This window comes from Dactylosporangium sp. NBC_01737 (assembly GCF_035963215.1).
In the GTDB taxonomy this organism is placed as follows: Bacteria; Actinomycetota; Actinomycetes; order Mycobacteriales; family Micromonosporaceae; genus Dactylosporangium.
This window is the reverse complement of the sequence record NZ_CP109153.1, coordinates 11,281,844-11,307,052: the sequence shown is the minus strand read 5'-3', so window position 1 is coordinate 11,307,052 and position 25,209 is coordinate 11,281,844. Positions and strand designations below refer to the sequence as shown.

The 25,209-nt window shown below is 71.4% G+C and carries 24 protein-coding genes; 14 read left to right on the top strand and 10 right to left on the bottom strand.

The window, feature by feature from the left end; all coding sequences use genetic code 11:
• Nucleotides 1-18 precede the first annotated feature (18 nt).
• The 7 genes from OHA72_RS52055 to OHA72_RS52025 all read left to right on the top strand — a co-directional run bounded on the left by OHA72_RS52055 (nucleotide 19) and on the right by OHA72_RS52025 (nucleotide 6,715).
• Nucleotides 19-1,083 (top strand): ferritin-like domain-containing protein, encoded by a 1,065-nt coding sequence (locus tag OHA72_RS52055; RefSeq protein ID WP_327003531.1) that lies wholly within the window; start codon nucleotides 19-21, stop codon nucleotides 1,081-1,083.
• Nucleotides 1,080-1,562: a hypothetical protein gene (locus tag OHA72_RS52050; RefSeq protein ID WP_327003530.1), complete on the top strand. Its 483-nt coding sequence runs from the start codon at nucleotides 1,080-1,082 to the stop codon at nucleotides 1,560-1,562. Before OHA72_RS52055 ends, OHA72_RS52050 begins: the two co-directional genes overlap by 4 nt.
• Nucleotides 1,559-2,476, top strand: a complete 918-nt coding sequence (gene iolE / locus OHA72_RS52045) for a myo-inosose-2 dehydratase (RefSeq protein ID WP_327003529.1) — start codon at nucleotides 1,559-1,561, stop codon at nucleotides 2,474-2,476. Before OHA72_RS52050 ends, iolE begins: the two co-directional genes overlap by 4 nt.
• A gap of 2 nt (nucleotides 2,477-2,478) precedes the next feature.
• Nucleotides 2,479-3,477 carry a sugar phosphate isomerase/epimerase family protein gene (locus OHA72_RS52040; protein WP_327003528.1) on the top strand — a complete coding sequence of 333 codons (999 nt, stop codon included), beginning with the start codon at nucleotides 2,479-2,481 and terminating at the stop codon, nucleotides 3,475-3,477.
• A gap of 29 nt (nucleotides 3,478-3,506) precedes the next feature.
• Nucleotides 3,507-4,304 (top strand): MBL fold metallo-hydrolase, encoded by a 798-nt coding sequence (locus OHA72_RS52035; RefSeq protein WP_327003527.1) that lies wholly within the window; start codon nucleotides 3,507-3,509, stop codon nucleotides 4,302-4,304.
• Nucleotides 4,294-5,964: an alpha-keto acid decarboxylase family protein gene (locus OHA72_RS52030; protein ID WP_327003526.1), complete on the top strand. Its 1,671-nt coding sequence runs from the start codon at nucleotides 4,294-4,296 to the stop codon at nucleotides 5,962-5,964. Before OHA72_RS52035 ends, OHA72_RS52030 begins: the two co-directional genes overlap by 11 nt.
• Nucleotides 5,965-6,055: 91 nt before the next feature.
• Entirely contained in the window at nucleotides 6,056-6,715 is a 660-nt protein-coding gene (locus OHA72_RS52025; protein ID WP_327011825.1) for an ABC transporter ATP-binding protein, read from the top strand.
• A gap of 115 nt (nucleotides 6,716-6,830) precedes the next feature.
• Here OHA72_RS52025 and OHA72_RS52020 read toward each other — a convergent pair whose 3' ends face one another.
• Both OHA72_RS52020 and OHA72_RS52015 read right to left on the bottom strand, forming a co-directional pair.
• On the bottom strand, nucleotides 6,831-7,484 hold the full coding sequence (locus OHA72_RS52020; protein WP_327003525.1) for a response regulator: 654 nt from the start codon (nucleotides 7,482-7,484) through the stop codon (nucleotides 6,831-6,833).
• Entirely contained in the window at nucleotides 7,481-8,983 is a 1,503-nt protein-coding gene (locus tag OHA72_RS52015; protein ID WP_327003524.1) for a sensor histidine kinase, read from the bottom strand. The genes OHA72_RS52020 and OHA72_RS52015 overlap by 4 nt, the downstream gene beginning before the upstream one ends.
• 110 nt (nucleotides 8,984-9,093) lie before the next feature.
• Between OHA72_RS52015 and OHA72_RS52010 the strand changes: the two genes are divergently transcribed.
• The 5 genes from OHA72_RS52010 to OHA72_RS51990 are packed head-to-tail and all read left to right on the top strand — an operon-like array spanning nucleotide 9,094 to nucleotide 13,130.
• On the top strand, nucleotides 9,094-10,164 hold the full coding sequence (locus OHA72_RS52010; protein WP_327003523.1) for a peptidoglycan-binding protein: 1,071 nt from the start codon (nucleotides 9,094-9,096) through the stop codon (nucleotides 10,162-10,164).
• The gene (locus OHA72_RS52005; protein WP_327003522.1) at nucleotides 10,151-11,350 is read left to right on the top strand and encodes an ABC transporter permease; all 1,200 of its coding nucleotides are present in this window, start codon (nucleotides 10,151-10,153) and stop codon (nucleotides 11,348-11,350) included. The genes OHA72_RS52010 and OHA72_RS52005 overlap by 14 nt, the downstream gene beginning before the upstream one ends.
• On the top strand, nucleotides 11,347-12,189 hold the full coding sequence (locus OHA72_RS52000; protein ID WP_327003521.1) for a hypothetical protein: 843 nt from the start codon (nucleotides 11,347-11,349) through the stop codon (nucleotides 12,187-12,189). Before OHA72_RS52005 ends, OHA72_RS52000 begins: the two co-directional genes overlap by 4 nt.
• A complete protein-coding gene (locus OHA72_RS51995; RefSeq protein ID WP_327003520.1) occupies nucleotides 12,173-12,670 on the top strand; it encodes a hypothetical protein in 498 nt (165 codons plus the stop codon). Before OHA72_RS52000 ends, OHA72_RS51995 begins: the two co-directional genes overlap by 17 nt.
• A 52-nt stretch (nucleotides 12,671-12,722) precedes the next feature.
• Nucleotides 12,723-13,130 carry a nitroreductase family deazaflavin-dependent oxidoreductase gene (locus OHA72_RS51990; RefSeq protein WP_327003519.1) on the top strand — a complete coding sequence of 136 codons (408 nt, stop codon included), beginning with the start codon at nucleotides 12,723-12,725 and terminating at the stop codon, nucleotides 13,128-13,130.
• 334 nt (nucleotides 13,131-13,464) lie between these two features.
• Here the strand turns inward: OHA72_RS51990 and OHA72_RS51985 are convergent, their stop codons facing one another.
• The 8 genes from OHA72_RS51985 to OHA72_RS51950 all read right to left on the bottom strand — a co-directional run bounded on the left by OHA72_RS51985 (nucleotide 13,465) and on the right by OHA72_RS51950 (nucleotide 21,099).
• Complete coding sequence (locus OHA72_RS51985) at nucleotides 13,465-13,629, bottom strand: hypothetical protein (RefSeq protein WP_327003518.1); 165 nt, start codon at nucleotides 13,627-13,629, stop codon at nucleotides 13,465-13,467.
• A complete protein-coding gene (locus OHA72_RS51980; protein ID WP_327003517.1) occupies nucleotides 13,593-14,048 on the bottom strand; it encodes a hypothetical protein in 456 nt (151 codons plus the stop codon). Before OHA72_RS51980 ends, OHA72_RS51985 begins: the two co-directional genes overlap by 37 nt.
• Complete coding sequence (locus tag OHA72_RS51975) at nucleotides 14,036-14,179, bottom strand: hypothetical protein (RefSeq protein ID WP_327003516.1); 144 nt, start codon at nucleotides 14,177-14,179, stop codon at nucleotides 14,036-14,038. Before OHA72_RS51975 ends, OHA72_RS51980 begins: the two co-directional genes overlap by 13 nt.
• A gap of 47 nt (nucleotides 14,180-14,226) precedes the next feature.
• Nucleotides 14,227-16,899: a glycoside hydrolase family 2 protein gene (locus OHA72_RS51970; RefSeq protein ID WP_327003515.1), complete on the bottom strand. Its 2,673-nt coding sequence runs from the start codon at nucleotides 16,897-16,899 to the stop codon at nucleotides 14,227-14,229.
• A complete protein-coding gene (locus OHA72_RS51965; RefSeq protein WP_327003514.1) occupies nucleotides 16,896-17,726 on the bottom strand; it encodes a carbohydrate ABC transporter permease in 831 nt (276 codons plus the stop codon). The genes OHA72_RS51970 and OHA72_RS51965 overlap by 4 nt, the downstream gene beginning before the upstream one ends.
• The gene (locus OHA72_RS51960) at nucleotides 17,723-18,673 is read right to left on the bottom strand and encodes a carbohydrate ABC transporter permease (protein WP_327003513.1); all 951 of its coding nucleotides are present in this window, start codon (nucleotides 18,671-18,673) and stop codon (nucleotides 17,723-17,725) included. Before OHA72_RS51960 ends, OHA72_RS51965 begins: the two co-directional genes overlap by 4 nt.
• 63 nt (nucleotides 18,674-18,736) lie before the next feature.
• Nucleotides 18,737-20,044: an ABC transporter substrate-binding protein gene (locus OHA72_RS51955; protein ID WP_327003512.1), complete on the bottom strand. Its 1,308-nt coding sequence runs from the start codon at nucleotides 20,042-20,044 to the stop codon at nucleotides 18,737-18,739.
• Nucleotides 20,045-20,244: 200 nt separating this feature from the next.
• Nucleotides 20,245-21,099, bottom strand: a complete 855-nt coding sequence (locus OHA72_RS51950; RefSeq protein WP_327003511.1) for a LacI family DNA-binding transcriptional regulator — start codon at nucleotides 21,097-21,099, stop codon at nucleotides 20,245-20,247.
• Between the two features lie 131 nt (nucleotides 21,100-21,230).
• Here OHA72_RS51950 and OHA72_RS51945 point away from each other — a divergent pair, with 131 nt between their 5' ends.
• Together OHA72_RS51945 and OHA72_RS51940 are read left to right on the top strand one after the other, a co-directional pair.
• Nucleotides 21,231-22,400, top strand: a complete 1,170-nt coding sequence (locus tag OHA72_RS51945; RefSeq protein ID WP_327003510.1) for an ROK family transcriptional regulator — start codon at nucleotides 21,231-21,233, stop codon at nucleotides 22,398-22,400.
• A 311-nt stretch (nucleotides 22,401-22,711) separates the two neighbouring features.
• Nucleotides 22,712-25,201 carry a discoidin domain-containing protein gene (locus OHA72_RS51940; protein WP_327003509.1) on the top strand — a complete coding sequence of 830 codons (2,490 nt, stop codon included), beginning with the start codon at nucleotides 22,712-22,714 and terminating at the stop codon, nucleotides 25,199-25,201.
• Nucleotides 25,202-25,209 lie beyond the last annotated feature (8 nt).

The following is a 25,209-nucleotide window of genomic DNA, read 5'->3' as shown; positions in this document are numbered from 1 at the left end:
CGTAGCGGAGGTGGCGGCATGACCGGGTCGACGATCAACAACCGGGACGATCTCATCAGCTACCTCGACGCCGCGATGGCGTTGGAGCACGCGACGATCCCGCCGTACCTCACCGCCTACTACTCGATCGACTCCACCACCAACTCCGACGCGGCCCACATCATCCGGGTGGTGGCGGTCGAGGAGATGCTGCACCTCACCCTCGTCGCCAACGTCCTCAACGCCGTCGGTGGGAGGCCCGACCTGACCCGCCCCGGCTTCGTGCCGCTGTACCCGGCGCGCCTCCCCGACGGCGAGGACGACTTCACCGTCGACCTCCGGTCGTTCTCCCCGGCGGCGGTGGACACCTTCTGCAACATCGAACGACCCGGCAAGGCGCCGGACCGCGGGTCCCGGCTGATCCGCACGGATGCCAGCAAACCCATGCTGGCGGCGAGCCCGACGGTCGACGGCATGCACTTCTACAGCATCGGCGAGTTCTACGCCGAGATCATCGAAGGGCTCGAACGCCTTGCCGCCGCCGACCCGGGACTGTTCTGCGGGGACGCGGCCCGACAGGTCGGGCCTGAGTACTTCTACTCCGGCGGCGGCGCGATCATCCCGGTACACGACCTGGAGACGGCCCGGAAGGCCCTGCAGTTCATCGCCGATCAGGGCGAAGGCTCGGACAGCGGCCTGTACGACGCCGACGGCGAACTCGCCCACTACTACCGGTTCCGGCAGCTGCACTGCGGCCGCTACTACCAGCACGGCGACCACCCCGACCTGCCGTCGGGGCCGGAGCTCGACGTCGACTGGGACAAGGTCCTCAAGGTGAAGACGAACGCGCGGCTGTCCGACTACCCGCCGGGCTCGGAACTGGCCGCCGCCGCCGAGGCGTTCAACGCCGACTACGCCGTGTTCCTCGCCCTGCTGACCACGGCGTTCAACGGCGATCCGGACCGGCTGCAGGAGGCCGTCTGGCACATGTTCCGGCTCCGCGACGGCTTCAACCGGCTGATGCGCAATCCGCTGCCCGGCAGCGACGGGCTGAACGCCGCCCCGACCTTCGAGGTGCCCGTGCTCGAGGGGGTGCTGTCATGACCGCGCCGGAACTGGAGGACTTCCTCGCCCTGTCCGTCGACCTCACCGCGTTCCCGGAGACCGACCTGCTCGGCACCGGCCTGGGGAACAACTACCTGGAGAAGGTGCGGGCCGCCTGCGGCGACGCCGTCGTCGCCGACCTGCTCGCCGCGCACCGGGCGGCCCGGGCCGACCCCGAGGGCCTCGACCGGGCCCTGCGGCACAAGGTGTTCAGCGACGACCGCCTCGGCCCGGTGGCCCGCGCCGTGATCAAGCTCTGGTACGCGGGGATGTGGTACGGACTGCCACCCGAGTGGACCGACAGCTTCGGGGCCAAGGCCGCCGCCGAAGCCTCCGCCGTCACCGCCGCCTCTTACCAGGAAGGGCTGCTGTGGCGGGCCATCGGGGCCAACCCTCCGGGTGCCAAGGCACCCGGCTACGGGTCCTGGGCCCAGCCACCCCGCATCGACAACCGTTACCTGAAAGGTGCAGCGACATGACGGCACTACTGGCCGAGCGCCTCGGCCCGGACCGGGTGAAGCTGGGCGTCTGCTGCACCCTGTGGTGGAACGACGACTTCCCGACCATCGACGCCGACATCCCCTTCGGGCAGGCCGTGAGCGAGATGGCGCTGGCCGGCTTCCAGGGCTGCAGCATCGGGCACAAGTACCCCTCCGAGCCGGCGGTGCTCAAGGCCGCGCTCGACCTGCGGGGACTGCAGATCTCCGAGCCGTGGACGAGCACCTATTTCACGATCGACGAGATGCGGCAGAAGACGATCGACAGCTTCGAGGAGACCCTCGCCCTCATCAAGGCCCTCGGCGGGACCGAACTGGTCGTGGCCGAGTTCGGGGCCTCCTCGCACCTGCTGCCGATCGACGTGTTCGCCAACCGGCCGGTGTTCACCGACGCCCAGTGGGACGCCCTGACGTCGGGCCTGGAGCACCTCGGCAAGATCGCCAACTCGGCCGGGATGAAGCTCAGCTACCACCATCACATGGGCACCGGGGTCATGACCCGCGCCGACGTCGACCGGCTCATGGCCTCGACCGACCCTGCCCTCGTACACCTGCTGCTGGACACCGCGCACATCGCCTTCGCCGGTGACGACCCGCTCGACCTGGCCCGGGCCCACGCCGACCGCATCGGTCACGTGCATCTGAAGAGCATCCGGCCCGAGGTCGTGAGCCGGGTCCGGGAAGAGGGCCTGTCGTTCCAGGAGGGCGTCGAGCTCGGCGTCTTCACCGTGCCCGGCGACGGCGCCATCGACTTCCGGCCCATCCTCGAGGCGCTCGCGGACGCCGGCTACCAGGGGTGGCTGGTCGTGGAGGCCGAGCAGGACCCGAACAAGGCGATCCCGCTCGAGTACGCCAAGAAGGCCCGTGCCTATCTCACCGAGATCCTGGGGTGGTAACGATGCGTCGAGCGATCTACTGCAGCTTCTTCATGTTCACCGCCGATCTGCGGCCGGACGACACGCAGTACACCCGGATCCTGATCGACCATCTCAAGGCCCTCACCGACATGGGCTACGACGGTTTCGACCTGCACATCGCGTCCCAGCCGGCGTCCGTCGACCACAAGCTCGAGGTCGACAGCTACATCGGCCTGAAGAAGGCGTTCGACAAGGCGGGCCTGCAGGACGCGAAGTTCACCACCAACGTCGGCACCACGCGGACCTTCGACCCGACGTCGCCGTATGAGGAGCAGCGCAAGGAGGCCCTGTCCTACCTGAAGTCACGGGTCGACATCACGTCGGTGCTCGGCGGCGACTCGATCATGTCCGGGCCGTTCCTCTACCCCTACGGCGTCTTCCCGCTCACGGACACCGGTGAGGGGATCTGGAGCGACGCCCTGCTGGACTGGATGGAGCCGCGGTATCTGGCGGCCCGATCCATCTTCCGGGACCTGGGGGAGTACGCCGCGACGAAGCACGTGAAGCTCGCCATCGAGCCCGTCAAGAGCTGGGAGACGCCGCCGCCCAACATGGTCTCGGAGGTGCTGGACTTCCTCGACGGCTTCGACGGCCTGCCGGGCGGCGTGACGGTCGACACCGCCCAGGTCGTGATGGAGAGCCAGGGCCCGTCGGTCTTCAAGCGCAACGTGGCCAGGGCCGTGCAGCAGGACCGGCTGTTCTACGTGCACATCTCCGCGCCCGACCGTGGCGCGGTGCACGACAGCTGGATCCCTTGGCAGACCGTCCTGGGCGAGATCGAGCCGGTGTACCGGGGGCCGTACCTGGTCGAGGTGTTCAACGCGATCCCGCCGTTCGACAGCTCCATGCGGATGGCGCGCCGGCGCTTCTGGCGCCCCGGCGAGGACGAACCGGAGCCGAACCGCGCCAGCGCCTACGACGTCGCCCGCGCCGGGCTGGAGACGCTGCGGGAGCAGCTCGCTCACGTCGGAGGTGCCTGATGCCGGCCCAGTTGTCAGATCCCGTCACGATGGTCGCGAGACACGCGGGCGACGTCCGCATCCACACCTTCGTCGCGTCGTTCGCGGACGACAACATCGCGAACGCCACGCACATCATCGAGAGCCGGAGCGGCCTGGTCCTCGTCGACGCGCAGTTCCTCGCCCCGTACGCGCGGCAGTTCAGGGACTACGCGGACGGTCTCGGCAAACCGATCGACCGGCTGTACGTGTCGCACCGGCACCCCGACCACTGGTTCGGGCTCGGCACCGCGTTCGGCGACGTCCCGATCTACGCCCTGACCGAGACCGCGGGCTTCATCAAGGAGCACGGCGAGGACTCCCGCAACGACCACTGGAAGCTGGGCAATCTTGCACCTTCCACCGTGGTCGTCCCTCAGGAGATGGTCAAGCCCGGCGAAGCCATCATCGGCGGCGTGACCTACCTCTTCGAGGAGGTGACGGACACCGAGATCGACTCCATGCTCACCATCAAACTTCCTGAGCTGGGAGTGCAGTTCGTCCAGGACCTGATCTACAGCGGCACGCATCTCTACCTGACCAGCCACCTGCGGCACTGGAGCCGGGTGCTGCAGGACATGCTGCTGTCGGACTACGACCTGTTCATGCCCGGCCACGGCCTCCCGGCCGACAAGAACGAGGTCGCCCGCAACATCGAATACCTCGCCGCGGCCGGCGAGGCGATCGCGGGCGGACTGACGAACCAGGCATTCAAGGACTTCATGCTGCACCGGTACCCCGAGCGCAAGTGCCCGGGCATCTTCGACATCTACCTGCCGCGGCTGTTCGGAGGGGCAAGTGACTACTGACCTGGGCAAGCCCTACACCGTCGGACAGTATCTGGTCGACCGCCTCTCGCAACTGGGCCTGGAGCACCTGTTCTCCATCGCCGGCGACTACACGATCAACTGGGTGAACGGCTACGTCCAACCCAGCACGATCGAGATCGTCGAAGAGGTCAACGAGCTCAACGCGGGGTACGCCGCCGACGGGTACGCCAGGCTCAAAGGCATCGGCGCGCTGTGCGTCACCTACTCCGCGGGCGCGCTGTGCGCCGTGAACGCCATCGCCGGCGCCTACGTGGAGAAGGTGCCGGTCGTCCTGATCAACGGCACCCCGGACATCAAGAAGACGCTCACGTTCCAGCAGACCGGCTTCAGCGCGCACCACTTCATCAGCGGCAGTGAGACGGACCTGCAGGCGTTCGAGCACCTGACGGCCGCGGCGGTGCGGGTCGACAACCCCGACCTCGCGCCGGTCCTGATCGACTACGCGCTGCTGCAGTGCATCACCGAACGACGCCCGGTCTACATCGAGCTGCTCCAGGACATGGTCGACCTCGCCTGCGAGCGGCCGGTGGGCACCCTGAAGCCGGCAAGGGTCATGTCGGATCAGGCGAACCTGCAACAGTCGGTCGCACGGATCGCCAAGCGCCTCGAATCGGCCACCAGCCCGCTCATCTGGGTCGGGGTGGAGGTCGACCGGTTCGGCCTGCACGAGCAGGCGTCGCGCCTGATCCACCAGCTCAACGTCCCGTACATGACCGAACTGCTGAGCAAGTCCGTCCTGTCCGAGGACGACCCGCTGTTCGCCGGCGTGTTCGACGGCCAGGCGTCCACGGCCGACGTCAAGGACCTGGCGCAGCGGTCGGACTTCGTGCTGGCACTGGGCGTCTGGCTGACGGACATCAACACGCTGGGCTGGACCCACGACTTCGACAGGACCGCCTTCGCGTCGCTGGACACCGTCAAGTGGGGCACCTACTTCAGCCCCCAGATCGCCCTGGAGCACCTCATCGACGGGCTGCTGGCGAGCGGGATCCCGCCGAAGGCCGCCGGCCGGCCGCAGCGCCCGGCGAGCAAGGCGCTGCTCGCACCCGCCGGCGACGACGAGCTCACGTACCAGGGGTTCTACGACGCCATCCCGCAGTACATCGACGAGCACACCGTGCTCGGCAGCGACTCGAGCCTGAACTACTTCGGCAGCCTGCTGCTCAAGGTGCCGGCCACGAGAGGCTTCATCGCGCAGTCGTCGTACTCGGCGATCGGCTACATCGCCGCGGCCGCGACCGGCCTCTCCCTGGCCAAACGCGACGACCAGCGGGTGATGGTCTTCTCCGGCGACGGCGGATTCCAGATGACCGCCCAGTGCCTCTCGACGCAGACCCGCTTCGGCCTGAACCCGATCATCTTCGTGATCAACAACGGCGTCTACGGCGTCGAGCAGTGGCTCGCCGACGCGTCGGTCTTCTCCACCGACAAGCCGTTCTACAAGTCCTGCGTCCTGCACCCGTGGAACTACAGCAAGCTGTCGGAGGTCTTCGGCTGCCAGGGCTGGAAGGTCAGCACGTACGCGGAGCTGGATGTCGCCATGAAGGACGCCCTCGCCAACGACACCGGCCCATCCATCATCGAGGTCGTGGTGGCCGGCAAGTCGATCCCCAGCAACGCGGGGTGGAAGACCAACTGACGGGGCGCGCCTCCCCCAGATTGTGGTGCGACGGCACCACGTTTGCGGGAGGCGCGGCCGCCGCCTCGGCGGCGATCCTCGACGCATGGCCGTGCTTGAGCTGCGTGACGTGTACAAGACCTATCCTGGCGACCCGCCGGTCGAGTCGGTCCGCGGGGTCGACCTCACCGTCGAGGCGGGTGACATGCTCGCCGTGCGGGGCGCCTCCGGGTCCGGCAAGTCGACGCTGCTGCACCTGATGGCGGCGCTGGACCGGCCGACGAGCGGGCAGGTGCTGCTGGCCGGGCAGCCGGTGCAGGACCTGTCCGACCGGGAGCTCGCCGGGCTGCGGGCGCACCGGGTCGGCGTGGTCTTCCAGCAGTTCTTCCTGCTGGAGTCGCTGACGGCGGTGGAGAACGTGGCGACCGGCCTGCTCTACCGCGGAGTGCCGGGAGCACAACGGCGCGAGGCCGCGGTGCGGGCGCTGCAGCGGGTCGGGCTCGGCCACCGGCTCACGCACCTGGCCTCGAAGCTGTCCGGCGGCGAGCGCCAGCGGGTCGCCATCGCCCGCGCCCTCGTCGGCCGGCCGGCCGTCGTGTTCGCCGACGAGCCGACCGGCAACCTCGACTCCGTCGCCGGCGGCGAGATCATGCGCCTCGTCCAGGAGCTCAACAACGAGGGCACCACCATGGTGATCGTCACCCACGAGGAGGCCGTCGCCGACGCCTGCCGCCGCCAGATTGTCATGCGCGACGGCCAGGTGCTGCCGTAGCACCTTTGCTCCCGGGCACCGCCCTTTGTCGCCGTGGCCTGCGTGCGACCTTGCGGTGGCGTCACGGCTCCAGCTTTGTTGCGGTCCGGAGATCGCGGCTTGCGGCCTTGCGGCGTCAGGGCTCCAGGGCGTCGCGTAGCGGCACCAGCCCTTGCTGCAGTCCGAAGATCGCGGCCTGCGTTCGATCCTGCAGGTCCAGTTTGGTCAGGATGCTCGACACGTACGACTTCACGGTCTGCTCGCCGAGCGACAGCGCCCTGGCGATCTCCCGGTTGGACCGCCCCCGCGACAACGCCGCCAGCACGTCGAGCTCCCGGGCCGACAACCGCGCCAGCGGACCGGCGCCACCGCCGTCACGGACGCTGCGCACCAGCAGCGCGGCGACACCCGGGTCCAGGACACTGCCGCCGGTCGCCGCCGCCCGGACCGCCTCGACGACCCGGTCGACCGCGGTGGTCTTCGGCAGATACGACGTGGCTCCCGCCCGCACCGCGTCCATCACCAGATCGTCGGCCGGGAACGACGTCAGCACCACCACCGCGGGCCGGTCGGCGCGGTCCCGCAGCGCGTGCAGCACCCCCAGGCCGTCCAGGCCCGGCATCACCATGTCCAGCAGCACCACGTCGGGTCGCACGGCGTCGATCTGCGCGAGCGCCGCGTCACCGTCGGCGCACTCGCCCACGACGGTGCAGTCGGGCTCCTGCTCCAGCACGAACCGCAGCCCCTGCCGCACCACCTGATGATCGTCGACGATCAGGACCCGGATCATCCTTCGCCGCCCGGCAGGAGCACCGTGACCGTGGTGCCCTGCTGCGGGGCGCTGGCCACGTCGAGGGTGCCGCCCAGCTCGCGGACCCGGTCGCGCATCAGCCCAAGCCCCATCCCGTGCCGCCGCCCGGCGTCCGCCGGGTCGAAGCCCCTGCCGTCGTCGTGGACGGTCACCGTCACCGTGCCGTCGGCCGCCGTCACCCGCAGGTCGACCGCGCCGGGATCGCCGTGCCGGGCGGCGTTGCCCAGCGCCTCCTGCACCATGCGCAGCACCGCGTGCTCGACCGCCGGCTCCAGCGGCACGGAATCGACGTGCACCGTGACGGCGATGCCGAGGCGTGCCTCGTATGCCCGGCACAGCTCGGTCAGCGCGTCGGCGAGGCCGGCGTCCTCCAGCGCGACGGGCCGCAGCTCCAGCAGCATCGCGCGCATCTCCCGCATCGTGCGCCCGAGCGACGCCTCCATCGCCTCGGCCTGCCGGCGCAGCTCCGAGTCCGCCGGAAGCGCCCTGCGCAGCCCACCGGCGAGCAGACTCGCCGAGAACAGGTCCTGGGAGATCGAGTCGTGCAGCTCGCGGGTGATCCGGGTCCGCTCGGCCCGCCGCGCCTCCGCACCGGCCATGCTCCGCTCGACCTCGACGGCCGCGTCCAGGCGCTGCGCGAGGGTGTTGAACGCCTCCTCCAGCTGGCCCAGCTCGTCGGCGCCGTCGACCGGGATGCGGGCCCGCAGGTCGCCGCCGGCCATCGCCGTGGCACCGGCGGCCAGCCGGTGCACCCGCCGGATCACCCGGCCGGTGCTGAGCAGCCCGAACACCGCGCCGACCGGCAGCAGCAGAACCAGCACCGCGAGTGCGGCCTGCAGGGACGTGACCGCCGCCCCGATCCTGGATGTCGCCGGTGTGCCGCTCCCGGCGGACTTCGGCGGGGTCTGGACAAAGACCATCCCGATCACCGTGCGGGAGGTGCCCGACGCGGCGGTGAGCTCGACCGGTCGGGTGGCCCAGCCGACGATCATCCCCGTGACGTCCGCGGTGCCGCTGCGGGGCACGGCAGCGTCCCCGTCGGCCTCGGCAGGGAGCCGCGAGTCGGCCGGGAACGCCGTGGAGTTGCTGTGCACGACCCGCCCGTCGGTCGTCGCGACCACCTCGATCGCGTCGCCGTCGCCCGTCGGCTTGTCGTGCCGGGCCCGGTAGCGCTCGGCGGCGGCACTGCTCAGCAGCTCCGGCGCGCCGAACCGGCCCTGCGCCTTGGCATCCATCGCGGTGACTGCGTCACTCATGGCGGTCGCGACATCCGACGCCGCGACCTCACTCTTGAGCCGCAGATTCGCGCTGCCCGTCGCGGCCTCACGCCGCTGGGCCTCGGTGACGCTGTCGCCGGCGGCGCGGATCCGCGGGATCATCACTGCCAGCAGCGCCGCCTCGACGATCAGGACGGCCGCCGCCGACACGAGCACATAGGACACGGCCATGCGCTCGCGGAGGCCGAAACGGAAGTTCACGAGCCCCAGGCTATCGAGCGCACGGCGGCGGTTCGCCCCCCGAATTGGGGTCCCGTCCGGCCACCTTTGGGGGAAGTAGCGACAGGTCGCCCGCCGCCACGATGTGGGGCATGAATCGGACACGCGCGGGACTCGGGCTCGCTGCCCTGGCGGGCGCCACCGTCATCGCCGCGATCCAGCTGCGGGCGGGCGGCACCGCCGCACCGCAGCCGGCCGCGGTGGCGACCGGGACGGCCGAGGTGCGCAGGGCGGACGTCTCGGAGCGCCAGCACGTCACCGGGACCCTCGGCTATGAAGGCGCCACGACGGTCACCGCGCCCGGGCCCGGCGTCCTCACCGGCCTGCCGGCCGTGGGCACGGTGGTGCGCCGCGGCCAGACCGCCTACGAGGTCGACGGGAAACCGGTGATCCTGCTGTATGGCCAGCGACCCACCTGGCGTCCGCTGCAGGCGGGCATGACCGACGGCGTCGACGTCCGGCAGCTGGAGCACAACCTCACCGCACTCGGCCACGGCGCCGGGCTGACCGTCGACGATCACTTCACCGCGGCCACCACCGCCGCCGTGCGCCGCTGGCAGCGCGCCGCCGGCCTGACGGTGACCGGCGCGGTGCCACTCGGCCAGGTCGTCTTCGTCCCCGACGCGATCCGCGTCGCCGGCCACGACCTCGCCCTCGGCGTGCCACTGGATCCCGGTGTGCCGGTCGAGCACGGCACCAGCGACACCCCGGCGGTCACGATCCAGCTGTCACCGCGCCAGCTGCCGACCGCAAAGGTCGGCGACCCCGTCGTGGTCATCCTGCCCGACGGCGCGACCCGCACCGGGCAGATCACGTCGATCGGCGCGGTGACCGTGCCCGCAGCGACCGGCGGCGGCCCCGCGCCTCAACCGGCGGCCCCGGTCGCGGTCCGGCTCGACGGCGCCGCACCCGGCTTCCTCGACCAGGCACAGGTCCAGGTCGCCATCACCGTGGCCGCGCACCGCGGCGTCCTCGCCGTGCCCATCAACGCGTTGAACGCGGCACCCAGCGGTGGCTACGAGGTCATCGTCGTGGACGGCTCGGGCACCCGCCGCGTGCCGGTGCGCACAGTCCTGTTCGACGAGTTCGCCGGGCTGGCCGAAGTGACCGGACCCGGGCTCGCCGAGGAGCAGAAGGTGCAGGTGCCGGATGAGGACGCATGACGCGCCCCGCAGCACGCTGCGGCTCGCGGACCTCCTGCCGGTCGGCACGCTCGGCCTGCGGTCCCGCCGGATGCGGGCGCTGCTGTCCGGACTCGGCATCGCGATCGGCATCGCCTCGATCGTCGCCGTCCTCGGCGTCACCCGCTCCAGCCAGTCGCACCTGCTCGCCCAGCTCGACGAGCTCGGCACCAACCTGCTGACCGTCGCCAACGGCACCGACCGCGACGGCCTGGAGACCGAGCTGCCGACCGACGCCACCGCCATGATCCGGCAGATCCCCGAGCTGCTGTCCGCGGCGCCGACCGCCAAGCTCGGCACGACCGCCGTGTATCGCAACGACCACGTGCCGGTCGGCCAGACCGGCGGGCGCAGCGTCCGCGCCTGCGACGCCTCGCTGCTGGCCACGCTCGACGGTGCGCTGCTCGCCGGGCAGTTCCTCGACGGCGGGCCGGCCCCCGTCACGGTGCTGGGCTACTCCGCGGCCGGCACCCTCGGCATCGACCGTGTCACCGGCACCGATCGGGTGTGGCTCGGCAATCACTGGTACACCGTCGTGGGCATCCTCACCCCGTTCCCCCTCGCGCCGGAGCTCGACCAGGCCGCGCTGGTGTCGTTCGAGTCCGCCGCCCGGTTCCTCGACTACAACGGTCACCCCAGCCGCCTGTATCTGCGCGCACACCCGGACCACGTTGCGGACGTGGCGACCCGTCTCGCCCGCACGGCCGACCCCGTCGACCCGTCGCGGGTGGAGGTGAGCCGCCCGTCGGACGCGCTCACCGCCCAGCTGAAGGTCAAGGAGGCAGGAGCGTTCCTGTTCCTCGGCCTCGGCGCGATCGCCCTGCTGGTCGGCGCGATCGGCATCGCCAACGTCATGGTCATCTCGGTGCTGGAGCGGCGCGTCGAGATCGGCCTGCGCCGGGCGCTCGGCGCGGCCCGCGGCCACGTCGCGGCGCAGTTCATCACCGAGTCCCTCGTGCTCGCCACCCTCGGCGGCGCCGTCGGCGTCGCCATCGGCGCTGCGGCCACCGTCGCAATGGCCACCGACCAGGGCTGGACGGTGCTGATCCCACCGGAGGCGCTGTGGGGCGGGATGCTCGTCTCGGTCGCCGCCGGTGCGGTCGCCGGCCTCTATCCAGCGCTGCGCGCCGCCTACCTGGCGCCGACCGACGCGCTGCGAACGTCATGACCGGCCAGCGCACGACTGCGTGGCTCCGCGTGCTCTCCGCGGCGCCGGCTCTAGACGCCGCGCCGGTCTTCGCCACGGTGCCGGTCCTCCGCGCGGCACCGGTCGTTGCTGCGGCGTCGGTTGTTGCCACGGCGCCTCTCTTCCACGCGTCGCCAGTCCTTCCCGCGGTGCCGGTCCTTCCCGCGGTGCCGGTCGTTGCTGCGGCGCCGGTCCTCGCCTTGGCAAGGGTGCTCGCTGCGGCGCCGGTTCTCACCCTGGCAAGGGTGCTCGCTTCGATCAGATCTCTCGCTTTGGTTAGGGGTCCCCGCTTGATGAAATTCCTCGCTCCGATCAGGGTCCTCGTTCTGGCCGGCGTTTTCGTTCTGGCCGGGTGTGACGCCGGCGGCGGGTCCGGCACCGGGCCGTCCGCCGCCCCGGCCGACGGGCTGGACCGCGCAGCGCTTGTCGACGCCGCGAAGTGCATGCGCGGACACGGCTACCCCGACTACCCGGACCCGGTCGAACGCAACGGCCGCTGGATCATCCCGGAGCCCGCGAACGAGATCGTCCCGGCCGCGGAGTGCAGGGCGCTGTTCACCAGAGCCAAGGGCGGCGAGCCGAGCCGGACACCGGCGACGGCAGAACAGATCACCAAGCTGCGCAAGTGGGGCGAGTGCATGCGGGCGAACAACCTGCCCGACTGGCCCGACCCGGACAGCGACGGCGTGTTCCACGTGCCTTCGCGGCTGTTCCCGCTTGACGACAACCCCGCGTGGAGAGCGGCGGACGCCGCGTGCGAGCCGCTCCAGCCGGGCCCGATCACGATCGACGGAGGTCCGCTCAATGGCAAGAACCACTGACTCCAGCAAGCTCCGCGTGCTCGTCGTGGCGGCGACCCTCGCGGCCCTCGCCGGGTGTGGCAGCGGCGAACCCGCCGCCCGGCCGACCGGGGGCGCGGACCACGACAAGCTCGTCGAGGCCGTCAAGTGCATGCGCGCCAGCGGCTTCCCGGACTTCCCCGACCCGATCCAGGACGAGGGCTTCTGGGTGATCCCGGAGCCCGCCGCGGGCCTGACCCCGCCGCCGGCGTGCCTGGAGCTGTTCCAGGGAGCAAAAGGTTCCGCGCCGCGCCGGGAGCGCACCGCCGAGGAGGTCGCCCAGCTGCGCAAGTGGGGCGCCTGCATCCGCACCAACGGCATCCCCGACCTGCCGGACCCCGACAGCAACGGCGACTTCCAGCTGCCGCCGCAGTTGTCGCCGATCACGGCCCAGCCGAGGTGGGAGGAGGCACGCAAGGCATGTGAGGCACTGGAGCCCAGCGGCATGCACTTCGACAAGTAGGACCGTGCATGGCAACGGATGCGGGCGGGGGGATGGTGCAAGACTGGTGTTCATGAGCGACTGGAATGACAAGATCATCGAGGAGTTCCGGGCCAACGAGGGCCGGGTCGGCGGGAACTTCGAGGGTGCGCCGCTGCTGTTGCTGCACACCGTCGGCGCCCGCACCGGCCAGGAGCGGGTCCACCCGATGATGTACCAGCAGGTCGACGGCGGGTACGCCGTGTTCGCGTCCAAGGGCGGGGCGCCGACCAACCCTGACTGGTATCACAACCTGCTGGCCCAGCCGCAGGTCAGCGCCGAGATCGGCACCGGCACCGTGGAACTCGTTGCACGGGTCACCGCAGGGGAGGAGCGGGACCGGATCTGGACCGCGCAGAAGGCGGCGTACCCGGGCTTCGCCGACTACGAGCGCAAGACCGACCGCGAGATCCCGGTCGTCGTGCTGGAGCCCGCCGCGTAGCCGCCGCAGTGCGCCCGGACCGCGCGGCCGGGCACCGCACGGCTGCCGCAGTGTCCGGCCCGTGTGGCCGGGCATGGCATAACTGCCGCAGTGCCCGGCCCGAACAGGCTGGGCGCCGCGTAGGCACCGCAGCGGTGTCCGGCCCGAACAGGCTGGGCGCCGCGTAGGCACCGCAGCGGTGTCCGGCCCGAACAGGCCGGGCACCGCTGCTACCGCTGCGAGACCTCGGCGCAGGCTGCGGCGACCTGGCCGGTCGGCGCCGACAGCGTGACCGCGCCGTTCTGGCACCCGACGGTCAGCGTCAGCGCCAGCTAGCCGCACGCGAAGCGGCTCGTCACCGGCGGCGGCCGCCCACGGGCATCGGGTGCATCGGGTCGACCCCCTGCGCCGGGTCGAACTCCTCCTCAAGTGGGCGCAGCCGCTGTGCGACCCATGCGTTGGCCGCGGCGGCGATGTCGTCGGTCACGGCCGCCCGCACGCACTTGTCCAGCAGATCCATGGCCGTCGGCGCCAGGATGAACGGTGCGTACAGATCGACCTGGCACTCGATCGTGCGGGGAGTGCCGGTGGGGCGGGCAACGGCCGGTCGTCCATGTCGACCTCTTCGCCCTCGACGGCCGCCGGGTACGACACCCGGCCGCTGACCAGGCCGTCGCGGGTCTGCGGCTCGTGGTCCGGGCGGACGTGCTGCGGCAGCCGGTCGTGCCAGTCCCTCACCGTGACCCGGGGGATCGGCGCGAGGCCCTGATCGTCGCCGCACATGCCCGCCCGCACGCCGCGGCACGCCTCGCCGGTCGGCCGCGGCTCCAGCGGTGGCCCGCTCGGCGTGGGCAAGGCGGCCGCGGCGGCGTCCTGCGGCAGCGCGTGCGTGGTCCCGCCCGGCTGGACGTACACCACGGCACGGGTCACCACGAGCACCGACGCCACCGCGGTGACCAGCCAGATCCGCCACGGCCGGCGTCCAGCAACTCGTCCACGGAGCCGGTGTCGTTGTTGCCGCCGACGCAGAAGCCGATCGCCGGGTCGCGCTCGGTGCCCGAGAACGACACCTCCAGCCATTGTCCTGACGGGGCGAACGCCAGCGACCTGTTGATGTTCAGCGTGTCGCCGCTGTCCAGCCGGTGACCTCGCCGAAGGAGCGGACCGCGAGGTCGAGCAGGGCGGCGCCGGGCAGGGTGGTGGTCCGGCCGAGGCGGATCGCGGTGCCGTCGCGGCGGGTGATCCGGAAGACGTGCTGCTCGCCCGGCAGGAGGGTGACGAGGGCGTCGTCGACGGCGAGGAAGGACGGCTCGACGCCGAGGGCTGCGGCGAGCCGGTCGGCGAACACGCACACGTCGCGCAGGACCGTCACGGCCGTGACCGTGACGTGCAGCTCGCCGCCGGCGACCGCGACGTCCAGCCGGCGTGCGGGCCGGGGGGCCGCCAGTTCACGCTCGGGGCGGTAGCTCCACGTGGTCCGTACCCCGTCGGCGTCGACGACGAGCAGCTCGGCGTGCGGGTCGGCGGGCCGGGCGACGCCGGGGTCGACGGGCACGTGGACGAGCTGCCCCGCGGGGCAGGAGAGCGACAGGTGGGCCCGCGCGTGTTCCTGGCCGTCCAGCCCGATCCGACGGATCAGGACCTGGGGATGCCAGGCGGCGCCGGTGTCGTTGACGAGCGTCAGCGCGAGGCCCTCGGCGCCGGTCGGGTCGTGGGTCGGGCCCGGCTGGACCGGTTGGACGGTGGCCAGCCGGGGCGCGTACGAGCGGTGCAGCGCGTGCCAGAGGGGCTTCTCGATCCCCGCGTGGTCGATCGCGGACCAGCTGATCGCCGGCCAGCAGTCGTTGAGCTGCCACACGACGACCCCGCCGCAGCGGTCGCGGGAGCGCAGCCATTCCACGCCGGTGGCCACGGCGCGGGCCTGGACGACCTGGGTGGCGAAGTGCCAGTCGGCGCCGGTGGCGGGGGTGGGCACGTGTGGCTGGAGGCCGCGGGTGAGCTTGTGCATGCCGTCGATGGCGCGGAGGTGGTGCTGGGTGAGGGTCGAGCCGGGGCCGGGGGTCTGGCCGTCCAGGACGCGTTCGAGGGTGGTCCAGGCGGCCGGGCCGCACCAGCCCATCTCCGCGACGAAGGACGGGTCGTGGTCGCGGTAGTGCGCGTAGTCGGCGTCGTTCCACGGGTTCCACAGGTGGGTCGGGCCGTGGGTGTCGGCCACCGGGTCGCGGTCGAGGGTGCCGGACCAGGGCGAGTTCGGCAGGTACGGGCGGGTCGGGTCGAGGCGGGCCAGGACGCGGGGGAGCACGTCGAGGTAGTACGCCGCGCCCCAGCCGCGGGTGCCGAGCTGGTCGGCCCATCCCCAGTGGTGCCGGCCGAGGACGGTCTCGTTGCCGCCGCACCACAGGACGAGGCTGGGGTGGGCGGCCATGCGCGCGACGGCCTGTGTGGCCTCGGCGGTGACCAGCTCGACCATGTCGTCGTCCTCGCAGTACGCGGCGCAGGCGAAGAGGAAGTCGTGCCAGACCAGGATGCCGCGTTCGTCGCAGGCGTCGAGGAACTCCTCGGTCGCGAAGTGGCCGCCGCCCCAGACGCGCAGGAGGTTGGCGTTGCCCGCGACGGCCTGGTCGATGCGCGTGGTCACGCGGTCGGGGGTGGCGCGGGAGGCGAAGGTGTCGTCGGGGATCCAGTTGTAGCCGCGGACCCGCACGAGCCGGCCGTTGACGACCAGTGCCCAGCGGGTGCCGAGCGCGTCGGGCGACTCGTCGACGGTCACGGATCGCAGGCCCAGGCGGGCGGTGGCGGCGTCGAGCACGGCGCCGGCGTGTTCGAGCGTCGCCTGGATGCGGTACAGCGGCTGCCCGCCGTGCCCGATCGGCCACCAGAGTTCGGGGTCGTCGACGGTGAGGGTGACCGCCACCTCGCCACCGGTGACCATCGCCGCCGAGGACCCGGTGACCGTCCCCGCCGAGGACCCGGTGACTGTCGCCGCCGAGGACCCGGTGACCGTCCCCGTCGCGGACCCGGTGACCGTCGCCGTCGAGGACCCGGCCGCCCGGCCGGCCGGATCGGTCAGATCGACCCGGATGAGGGCGCCCGCCGGCGCGTCGACGCGGACGTGCGCCGTGACGTGGGCGGTGGTGTGGTCGTCGGCGAGCCGGACGAGCGGCCTGACGTGATCGATCCGGCCCGTGTACGTCTCCAGCCGGATGCCGCGCCAGATGCCGGCCGTGACGTGGTGCGGTCCCCAGTCCCAGCCGAAGTTCGCCGCGGCCTTGCGCACGTGGGCGTACGGCTCGTCGTACGGGCTGGGCAGCGGCCCGTGCGCCCGTTCGTGCGCATACGCCGCGTCCCAGGCCGAGGAGAAGCGCACCTCGACGAGGTTGTCTCCCGGCTGCAGCACGTCGTCGACCCGCCACCGGTACTGCAGGTGCTGGTCCTGCGCCGCGCCGACGCGCAGCCCGTTGACGAAGACGGCGGCGATGGTGTCCAGACCGTCGGCGACGAGGTCGGTGCGGGCGCCCAGCGTCGGTGACCACCGCACGTGGCGCTGGTAGTTCCAGCGGGAATGGCCGACCCACGTCTGCGCGTGTTCGCCCCAGCCGGCGTCCGGGTCGTCGATGAGACCGGCGGCGAGCAGGGCGGTGTGCACCTCGCCGGGCACCTGCGCGGGGATCGTCGCCGTGCGCACGGCGTCCGGCACGGTGGCAGGGCCGGCGACCCAGGTCAGTTGCCAGGTGCCGGCGAGGTCGAGCCGGGTGGCGGTGGCGGTCGTTGCCTGCGTGGTGAGTGTCATCCTTTGACCGCCCCTGCGGTGAGTGCTTCCTGCATGCGGCGGCTCGAGATCGCGTACGTGATGTACACCGGCAGCAGCGTGAGCACGGTGCCGGCGGTGAGCACGCCGAAGTTGGTGGCGTCGGAGATCAGCGTGGGCAGGGCGACCTGCACCGTGCGGACGTCCGGCGCGGTGCCGGTGATGGTGAGGGAGAACAGGTACTCGTTCCAGAAGGTGAGCAGCTGCAGGATCGTGACGCTGACCAGTCCCGGCATCGCGATCGGGACGAAGACGCTGGTCAGCAGCCGCCAGTGGCCGGCGCCGTCGAGGGCGGCCGACTCCACCAGCGCCGGTGGCACGGTGCGCATGAACTGCGTGAGGAGCAGGACCGACAGCGGCAGCGCGCTGGCCGGCAGGAAGAGCATCTGGAACTCGCGGGTGTAGAACAGGTCCAGCTTGATCGCCAGGATGACGGTGGGGATCAGGGCGGCGAACGGCGGGATGAGGAAGCCCACCGAGAACGCGCCCGTGATGACGCGGGTCAGCCGGTTGTCCTGGCGGGCCAGGGCGTACGCCGCCGGCACCGCGAGCGCCAGGGTCAGCGCGATGGCGATGACCGAGATGAGCAGCGAGTTGAGCAGTGCGTGTCCGAGGTCGGCGGTACGCCACGCGGTGCTGAAGTTCGACCACAGCCAGTGCGCCGGCAGCGCGAACGGCCGCGTGAAGATCTCGATGTTGGTCTTGAGAGCGCTCACGGCGAGGTAGTACAGGGGCGCGGCGAGCAGCAGCGCGTAGAGCCAGGACAGGACGGTCGCGGCCGGCCCGCCCGTGCGGCGGATGGGGTTCATCGAGAGTTCTCCCGGGGGCTGCGCAGCAGGACGTGGATCAGGGCCATCCCGGCGATGCCGAGGAGGAGGAGCACGACCCCGACCACCTGGCTGTAGCCGAGGTCCCGCTGGGCGAACGCCTTCGCGTAGACCAGGTAGGACAGCGTCGTGGAGGAGGTGCCGGGCCCGCCCTTGGTGAGCAGCAGGATCAGGGCGGCCGAGGTGAACAGCGTCCACAGGTACTGCAGCATCGTGAGGGTGCGGACGTAGTCCTTGACCATCGGGAACGCGATCTGCCACATCGTGCGCAGGCGTCCGGCGCCGTCGATGCGGGCCGCCTCGAGGACGTCGGCGGGCAGGCTCGCCAGGCGGGCGGCGAACAGCACGGCGGTCCAGCCGATGCCACGCCACAGGTCGATGGCGATGAGGGTGGCCAGCGCGGTGCCCGGGTCGGCGAGCCACGCGGTGGCCCACGTGTCGAGGCCGACCGCGCGGAGCAGGCCGTTGACGCCGCCGTCGGGGGACAGCACCCCGTAGAAGACCATCCCGGTGATGGAGATCGAGATGAGGCCGGGCGAGAAGTACAGCACCGACAGCACCCGGTAGCCGCGGGGGCGGCTGTTGAGGTGGTAGCCGAGCATGAACGACAGCGGGATCATCAGCGGGATCACGATCGCGACCTGCACGGCGCTGTTGCGCACCGCGGCGTAGAACGTCGGGTCGGCGAAGACCTTGCTGATGTTCTCCGTCCCGGCGTACGCCGGCTCGTACAGCAGGCCCTTCCACCGCAGGGTCGCGATGACGAACATCGCGGCGAGCGGGCCCACGGCGAAGACGGCGAACCACACCAGGGACGGCACCGTCAGCCACAGGACGCGCGGGGAGTGCAGGCCGCCTCCGCGTTTCCGGCGACCGGCGCCGACCGGCTGCACGGCGCCGGGGCGGGCCAGGGTGCTGATGGATGACATCAATCGTTCCTCCGACGAGGCGGGGGCCGCGAGACAGCGCGGCCCCCGCGTGACTGGCTGGGGTCAGCCCTTGGTGGCGGTGTCGAGTCCGGCGCAGATCTGCTGCGGCGTCGACTTGCCGTAGGCGCCGGTCAGGACCTGGAGGATCCGGTCGGACGCGGTGCCGATCCAGACGTCGGGCACCACGGCGTAGTCGACGGTGGCGTCCAGGCCGAGCGACTGCGTGAGCAGCGGGTTGGTGGCGTATGAGGCGAAGTCGCCCGTGGTGGGCGGCAGGATGCCGGAGTCCTTGACGAAGTCACCGACGGACGCGTCGGCGTAGAACTTCGTGATGAACTTGCGCAGGTTGTCGATCCGGCCCGCCTCGGCGCCCTTCTTCGTGATCATGAAGCCGACGCCGGTGAAGCCCCGGTACGCCGTCGGCTTCTTGAACGTGGAGCCGCTCGGGACGGGGAACCCGCCGAGGGTCGTGTGCTTGTCGATGCCGGTGCCGGACGCCGTGGACTCGGTGTACGCCCACGAGCCGGCCGGCATGATCGCGGCCTTGCCCGAGTAGTACGACGCGTACATGGCGTCGGCGGTGAGCCCGGCGGCGTTGTCGACGAACACGCCGGCGTCGCGCAGCTGGGTGAACAGCTTGATGCCTTCCAGGACCGTCGGCGTGGAGCAGTAGCCGCCCTTCTGCATGACCTGCTTCAGCGCCGCCGCGTCGGTGTAGGACTGCGCGATCTGGTAGAAGAGCTTCTGCCCGGTCCAGTCGTTGCCGCCGACGGCGAGGGGCGCGACGCCCGCCGCCCGCAGCTTCGGGGCCGCGGCGATGAGCTCGTCGGTGGTGGCCGGGATCTTGTCGACGCCGGCCTTCTTCAGCAGGTCGGTGTTGTACCACAGCGGCCAGCTGAACCCGGAGAACGGCAGGCCCTGCAGCTTGCCGGCGGGTGCGCCGCCGACACGCCACTCGTCCAGCGCCACGGGCTTGATCTTGTCGGCGAGGCCCCAGTCCTTGACGTACTGGTCGGCGGGGACGGTGACGCCGGCGTCGAGCCAGCCGAGCGTCTTGTCGAACAGGTTGACGATGACCAGGTCGGGCGACTTGCCCGCGGCCACGGCGTTCTCGACCTGGTCGTCGATGGTCTCGAGACCTTCGGTGACGTTGACCTTGATGCCGGTCTCCGCGGTGAACGCCTGGAAGATGCGGTTCTGGGCGGCGGCCGCGGAGTTGCCGGCCGACCAGCGGGTGACGACGTCGATGGAGTCGGGGGCGGCGGTCTTCTCGCCGGAGCCGCAGGCGACGAGCGCGGGAGCGAGGGCGACGGCGCTGACGACGAATGCGGCCATGGCGCGCACGGCCCGCGGCCTGGTGCGGTGGTCCATGAGGATTCCTTTACGTCCTGGGCAGGGAAGGGTGACAGCGCGTCGACGTGACGACCGGCGCTGGGTGACGCGTGGGGAGGGGGTGTCCCGGGGAGGTGCTGGGACCCAGCGTGTCCGACGGCACCGGCGAAGTCAATAACAAAGATTTTTAATCTATGAACTCAACAGACCCAGCGATGTTCGTGCTGTACGCGGGAGTGTCAGCGGCTGGAGCGGCGGACCACCAGCCGCGCCGGCGCCGCCCGCACCGTGCGCGGCTCGGCTCCGGACAGCGCCTCGGCCAGGGTGTTCCCGGCCAGCTCGCCGAGCTCCTGCACGTCGTGGCTGACGGCGCTGAGCGGCGGCTCGGCCAGCTGGCACAACGCCGAGTCGTCCCAGGCCACCAGGGACAGCTCGGCCGGCACGGCCAGGCCGAGGCGGGCCGCCTCGTGCAGGGCGCCCAGCGCCATGACGTCGTTGTCGAAGACCAGCGCGGTCGGCCGCTGGTCGAGCGCCGCGAGGGCGGTGACGGCGCGCACGCCGGCCGCCTCGGAGTAGTCGCCGTCGCACGACGTCGTGCGGACGCCGTGCTCGGCGGCGACGGCCTCGAACGTGCGGCGCCGGATGATGGTGTGCGCCATCTGCGCCGGGCCGCCGACGTGGCCCAGGTGCGTGTGACCGGCCGCGACCAGCTCGACGACGACGTCGCGCATGGCGACCTCGTCCTGTGTCCACACCGTCGGCAGCCCCTCGGCCGTGACCGGGTCGCCGATGACGACGCACGGCAGGCCCACCTTCTGCACGAGCGCCACCCGCTCGTCGCCGGGCAGCAGGTCGATCAGGATGACCCCCTGCACCAGGCCGAACTGCGCCCAGGCCCGCATCCGCTCGACGGCCTGCGGCACGGTCGCCACCACCTGCAGCAGCACCGGCACGCCGAGCGGGACGAGGATGCGCTCCATGCCCGCGATGAACTCGTGGAAGAACGGCTCCGCGCCGAGGACCTCCGCGTCGCGCACCAGGGCGAGGCCGACCGGCGTGCCCTTCGACACCGAGGCGGTGGATGCCGCGGCCATGAGTGCCTCCTCGTGGATTAACCTTCGTCCCCGTAACGTAGTCGTGCGACAGCGTACGGCGAGACGAGAGGCGGTTGAGCGTGGCGCGACGGGAGTCTGCGGCCGCGGGACCCGGTAGCCGTGCGCTCATCGTGGACCTCATCCGGTCCTCCGGACCGATCAGCCGGGTGGAGCTGGTCAACGCGACGGGGCTCACCCAGCCGACGATCTCCAACATCGTGCGCCGCCTCATCGACGACGGGGTCGTGCGCGAGACGGGCGACATGGTCGCGACCCGCGGCAAGCCCCGCTCCATGCTGGTCATCAACTCCCGCGCGGCGTACGGGGTGGGGATCCACGTCGGCGCGGACACCCTCACGTGCGTGGTGACGGACACCCGCGGCGGCACCGTCGGCCGCCAGCTCGTCGCCGCCGCGGAGGGCGGCACGGACGTGGTGGCCCGGCTCGCCGGCCTGTATCACGAGGTCACGCAGGGCCTTGGCCTTCCGCCGCAGAGCGTGGCCGGCATGGCCGTCGTCGGGCCGGGACCGGTCGACGTGGCCCGCGGCCGGTTCCTCGCGCTGCCGGGCCCGCAGCGCCCGGCCGGGCTTGACCTCGCCCACGCCCTGACCGGCCGGCTCGGCGTGCCGGTGCTCGTCGACAGCGACGCCGCCGCCGCGACCGTCGGGGAGTTCTGGGGGCGGCAGGTGTCGCGGGAGCGCACCTTCGGCTGCCTGTACATGAACTCGGGTATCGGCTCCGGCGTCGTGCTCGACGGCGCCCTGCACCGTGGCGCGAGCTCCAACGCCGGCAAGCTCGGCCACATGGCGGTGGTCCGCGACGGCGAGCGCTGCCACTGCGGCAACCGCGGCTGCCTGGAGCAGTACGCCGCGCCGAGCGTGCTCGTCGCCCGGGCCCGGGCCATCCCCGGCCTCGCCGACCGCCTGCGCATCCGCGCCGAGGACCCCGACGCGCGGGCCTTCGACGTGCTCGCCCGCGCCGCGATCTACGGCGACGAGCAGGCGGCCGCGCTGATCGACGAGTCCGCGGAGCTGCTGGCCGAGGGCGCGGTGCTGCTGGCCAACCTGTGGGACATCGACACGCTCGTGCTCGCCGGCCCCGGGTTCGCCGTCGCCGGGTCGATCTACGTCACCGAGATCCGCCGCCGGCTCGTGCAGCGGGCGTTCGCCCGCGACGTGCACGAGGTGCAGGTCGATTTGTCCAGCAATCCGCGCGACTCCGCGGCGATCGGCGGCGCGGCCCTGGTCCTGCAGGGCTCCGTCGCCCCTGGCCACGGCCCTCTGGTGTCCGCGCGGGTCTAGCGCTGCCCGGCCGGCCCCGGGTAGCGTGCGCGGATCGGCCGTACCAGCCAGGTTGACGGCGACCCGTGACCAGCTTAGATTAATAATCTAACTTTTTGATCCCGAGGTCATCGGCGGCCTCGAGGGTCCTTGAGCGCCACGGTCCGACCGTAACCGCCACGGTCGGCCCTTCTTCGCACCCGCCAACCGCCTGAGGCCTCGCCAGGCGGCGATGGACGGCGTCTCACACCCGGACGGCCGTGCCGCCTGCCACCGTCGCTGCTCGCTGTGATCGGCGATCACAGCGGGAATCCGCCCGCAAAGGACCCCACATGAGACACAGCAGGACCCGCCCGACACTGCTCGCGGGCGGGATCACGGCGCTCTGCGCCGCCGCCGTCGTGATCGTGATGCCCGCAGTCCCGGCGCACGCAGCGCGGGCCATCCACGTCGCCAAGAACGGCAACGACGCCAACGCCGGCACCGCCGCCGCGCCGTACCTGACCATCAACCGCGCCGCGCAGGACGCGCAGCCGGGCGACACCGTGCTCGTGCACGCCGGGCTGTACCGCGAGACGGTCAAACCGGCCCGGGGCGGCACCGGCGAGTCGGCCCGCATCGTCTACACCAAGGCCGGCGACGGCGACGTCGTGGTCAAGGGCTCCGAGGAGATCAACACCTGGGTGCGCGGCACCGGCAACGTCTGGAGCGTCACGCTGCCCAACACCTTCTTCGGTGCCTACAACCCGTACGCGACCGGCCACCCGCAGGGCGGCGGGGGAGGCACCTTCCCCGGCTACAACGCCGGCGACGTCTACCTCGACGAGCAGGCGTACTCCGAGAAGCCCGCGCTCAGCGACGTGCAGGCCGCGGCGAACACCTGGTACTCACAGGTGGCCGGCACCAACACGACGGTCTGGGCGAACTTCAACGGCGCCGACCCGAACGCCAAGCTGGCCGAGATCAACGTGCGGCGGCAGATCTTCGCCCCCGACGCGTGGGGCCTGGGCTACATCACCGTCGACGGCCTCACCGTGAAGCACGCCGCCAACACCTACTCCGACTTCCCGGACAGCCCGACGCGGCGGCAGGCCGGCGCCATCAGCGTCAACGGCGGCCTGCGCTGGATCATCCAGAACAACGTCGTGGTCAACGCGCGCACCATCGGCATCGACATCGGCCTCGGCAACGACGAATGGGCCGGCAACCGCCCCGGCACCACCCGCACCAACTTCCGCGAGACCAGCAAGTACGGCTCGCACGTGGTGCGCAACAACTACATCGGCAGGTCCGGGCAGTCCGGCATCGCCGGCGTCTTCTCGTGGAACTCCGACATCCTCTACAACATGATCGAGGACACCAACTACCGCAACGAGTTCAGCGGCGCGGAGACGGCCCCGATCAAGGTGCACTACATGAACGAGGGCCTCATCAAGGGCAACTACATCAAGAACTCCCGCGGCGGCAACTCCGCCGGCATCTGGACCGACTGGGGCAACCAGAACGTCCGCGTCACCGGCAACATCGTCATGAACAGCCCGTGGGGCTACTACGCCGAGGCCGTGCACGGCCCGATCCTGGTGGACAACAACGTCTTCATCGGCAACAGCGACATCCGCACGCTCGACGCCACCGGCATCGTCTTCGCCAACAACCTGTTCGTCGACAACGGCCGGTTCGCCATCGACGGCGGCGGCCGGAACGCCTACTACTTCCAGCCGGGCACGATGAACGAGTCGACCGCGCTCACCTCGCCGCAGAAGGACTTCTGGTACAACAACCTGGTCCAGGGCTCGACCCTGCCCGACAACGCGACCGGCAAGACCCACGTGAAGGAGGGCAACGCCACCGGCGCGCTGTCCAACGTGCGGTACACGGCGACCAACACGGCGATGTCGCTGAGCTTCGACCTCAACACCACGGGCATCACCGGCCTGACCCCGGTGACCCGGTCCAGGGTCGGCGTCATCCCGCGGGCGAACGAGAGCATCGCCGCCGACGTGACCACCGACTTCTTCGGCGCGCAGGTCAGCGCCACCAACACCATGGCGGGCCCGTTCGCCGCCGCACGCGCCGGCAGCAACACGTTCACGCTGTGGCCGCCGGCCGGGCAGACCGTGCCGAAGCCGCCCGCGCCGCCGGTCGGCGTGCCCGTGAACCTGTCCCGGAACGCCTCGGCCCGCGCCGCCGCCTCCTACCAGGACGGCGCGCTCGTGGCCGCCAATGCCATCGACGGCAACGGCGCCTCCCGCTGGTCCAGCGACCACAGCAACGACAACAACGCCTGGATCACCGTCGACCTGGGCGCCGCCTGCTCGGTCACCTCGGCGGTGCTGTCGTGGGAGGCCGCCTACGCCAGGGGATACAAGGTCCAGGTCTCCGACAACGGGACACAGTGGACGGACGTCTTCTCGACCACCACCGGCGACGGCGGCAACGACACGGTGAACGTCGCACGGACCACCCGCTACGTGCGGATGCAGGGGGTCACCCCGAACACCCAATGGGGCTATTCGTTGTGGGAGTTCGAGGTGTACGGCACCCCGGCGGGCGGCACGGGACCGACGGTCTACGGCGACGACAACTACGCCGGCACCTCGGCGACGCTCGGCGTCGGCAGCTACGACCTGCCGCAGCTGCAGGCCGCGGGCATCGCCAACGACAGCATCTCCTCGATCCGGGTGCCGGCCGGCTACCAGGTCACGGGCTACGCCGACGCGGGCTTCGCGGGCACCGCCTGGACCTTCACCGCGGACACCGCCAACCTGCTGCCCACGGGCAACAACGACGCCATCTCCTCGCTGCGCATCGCCACCCGGTGAAAGAAGGA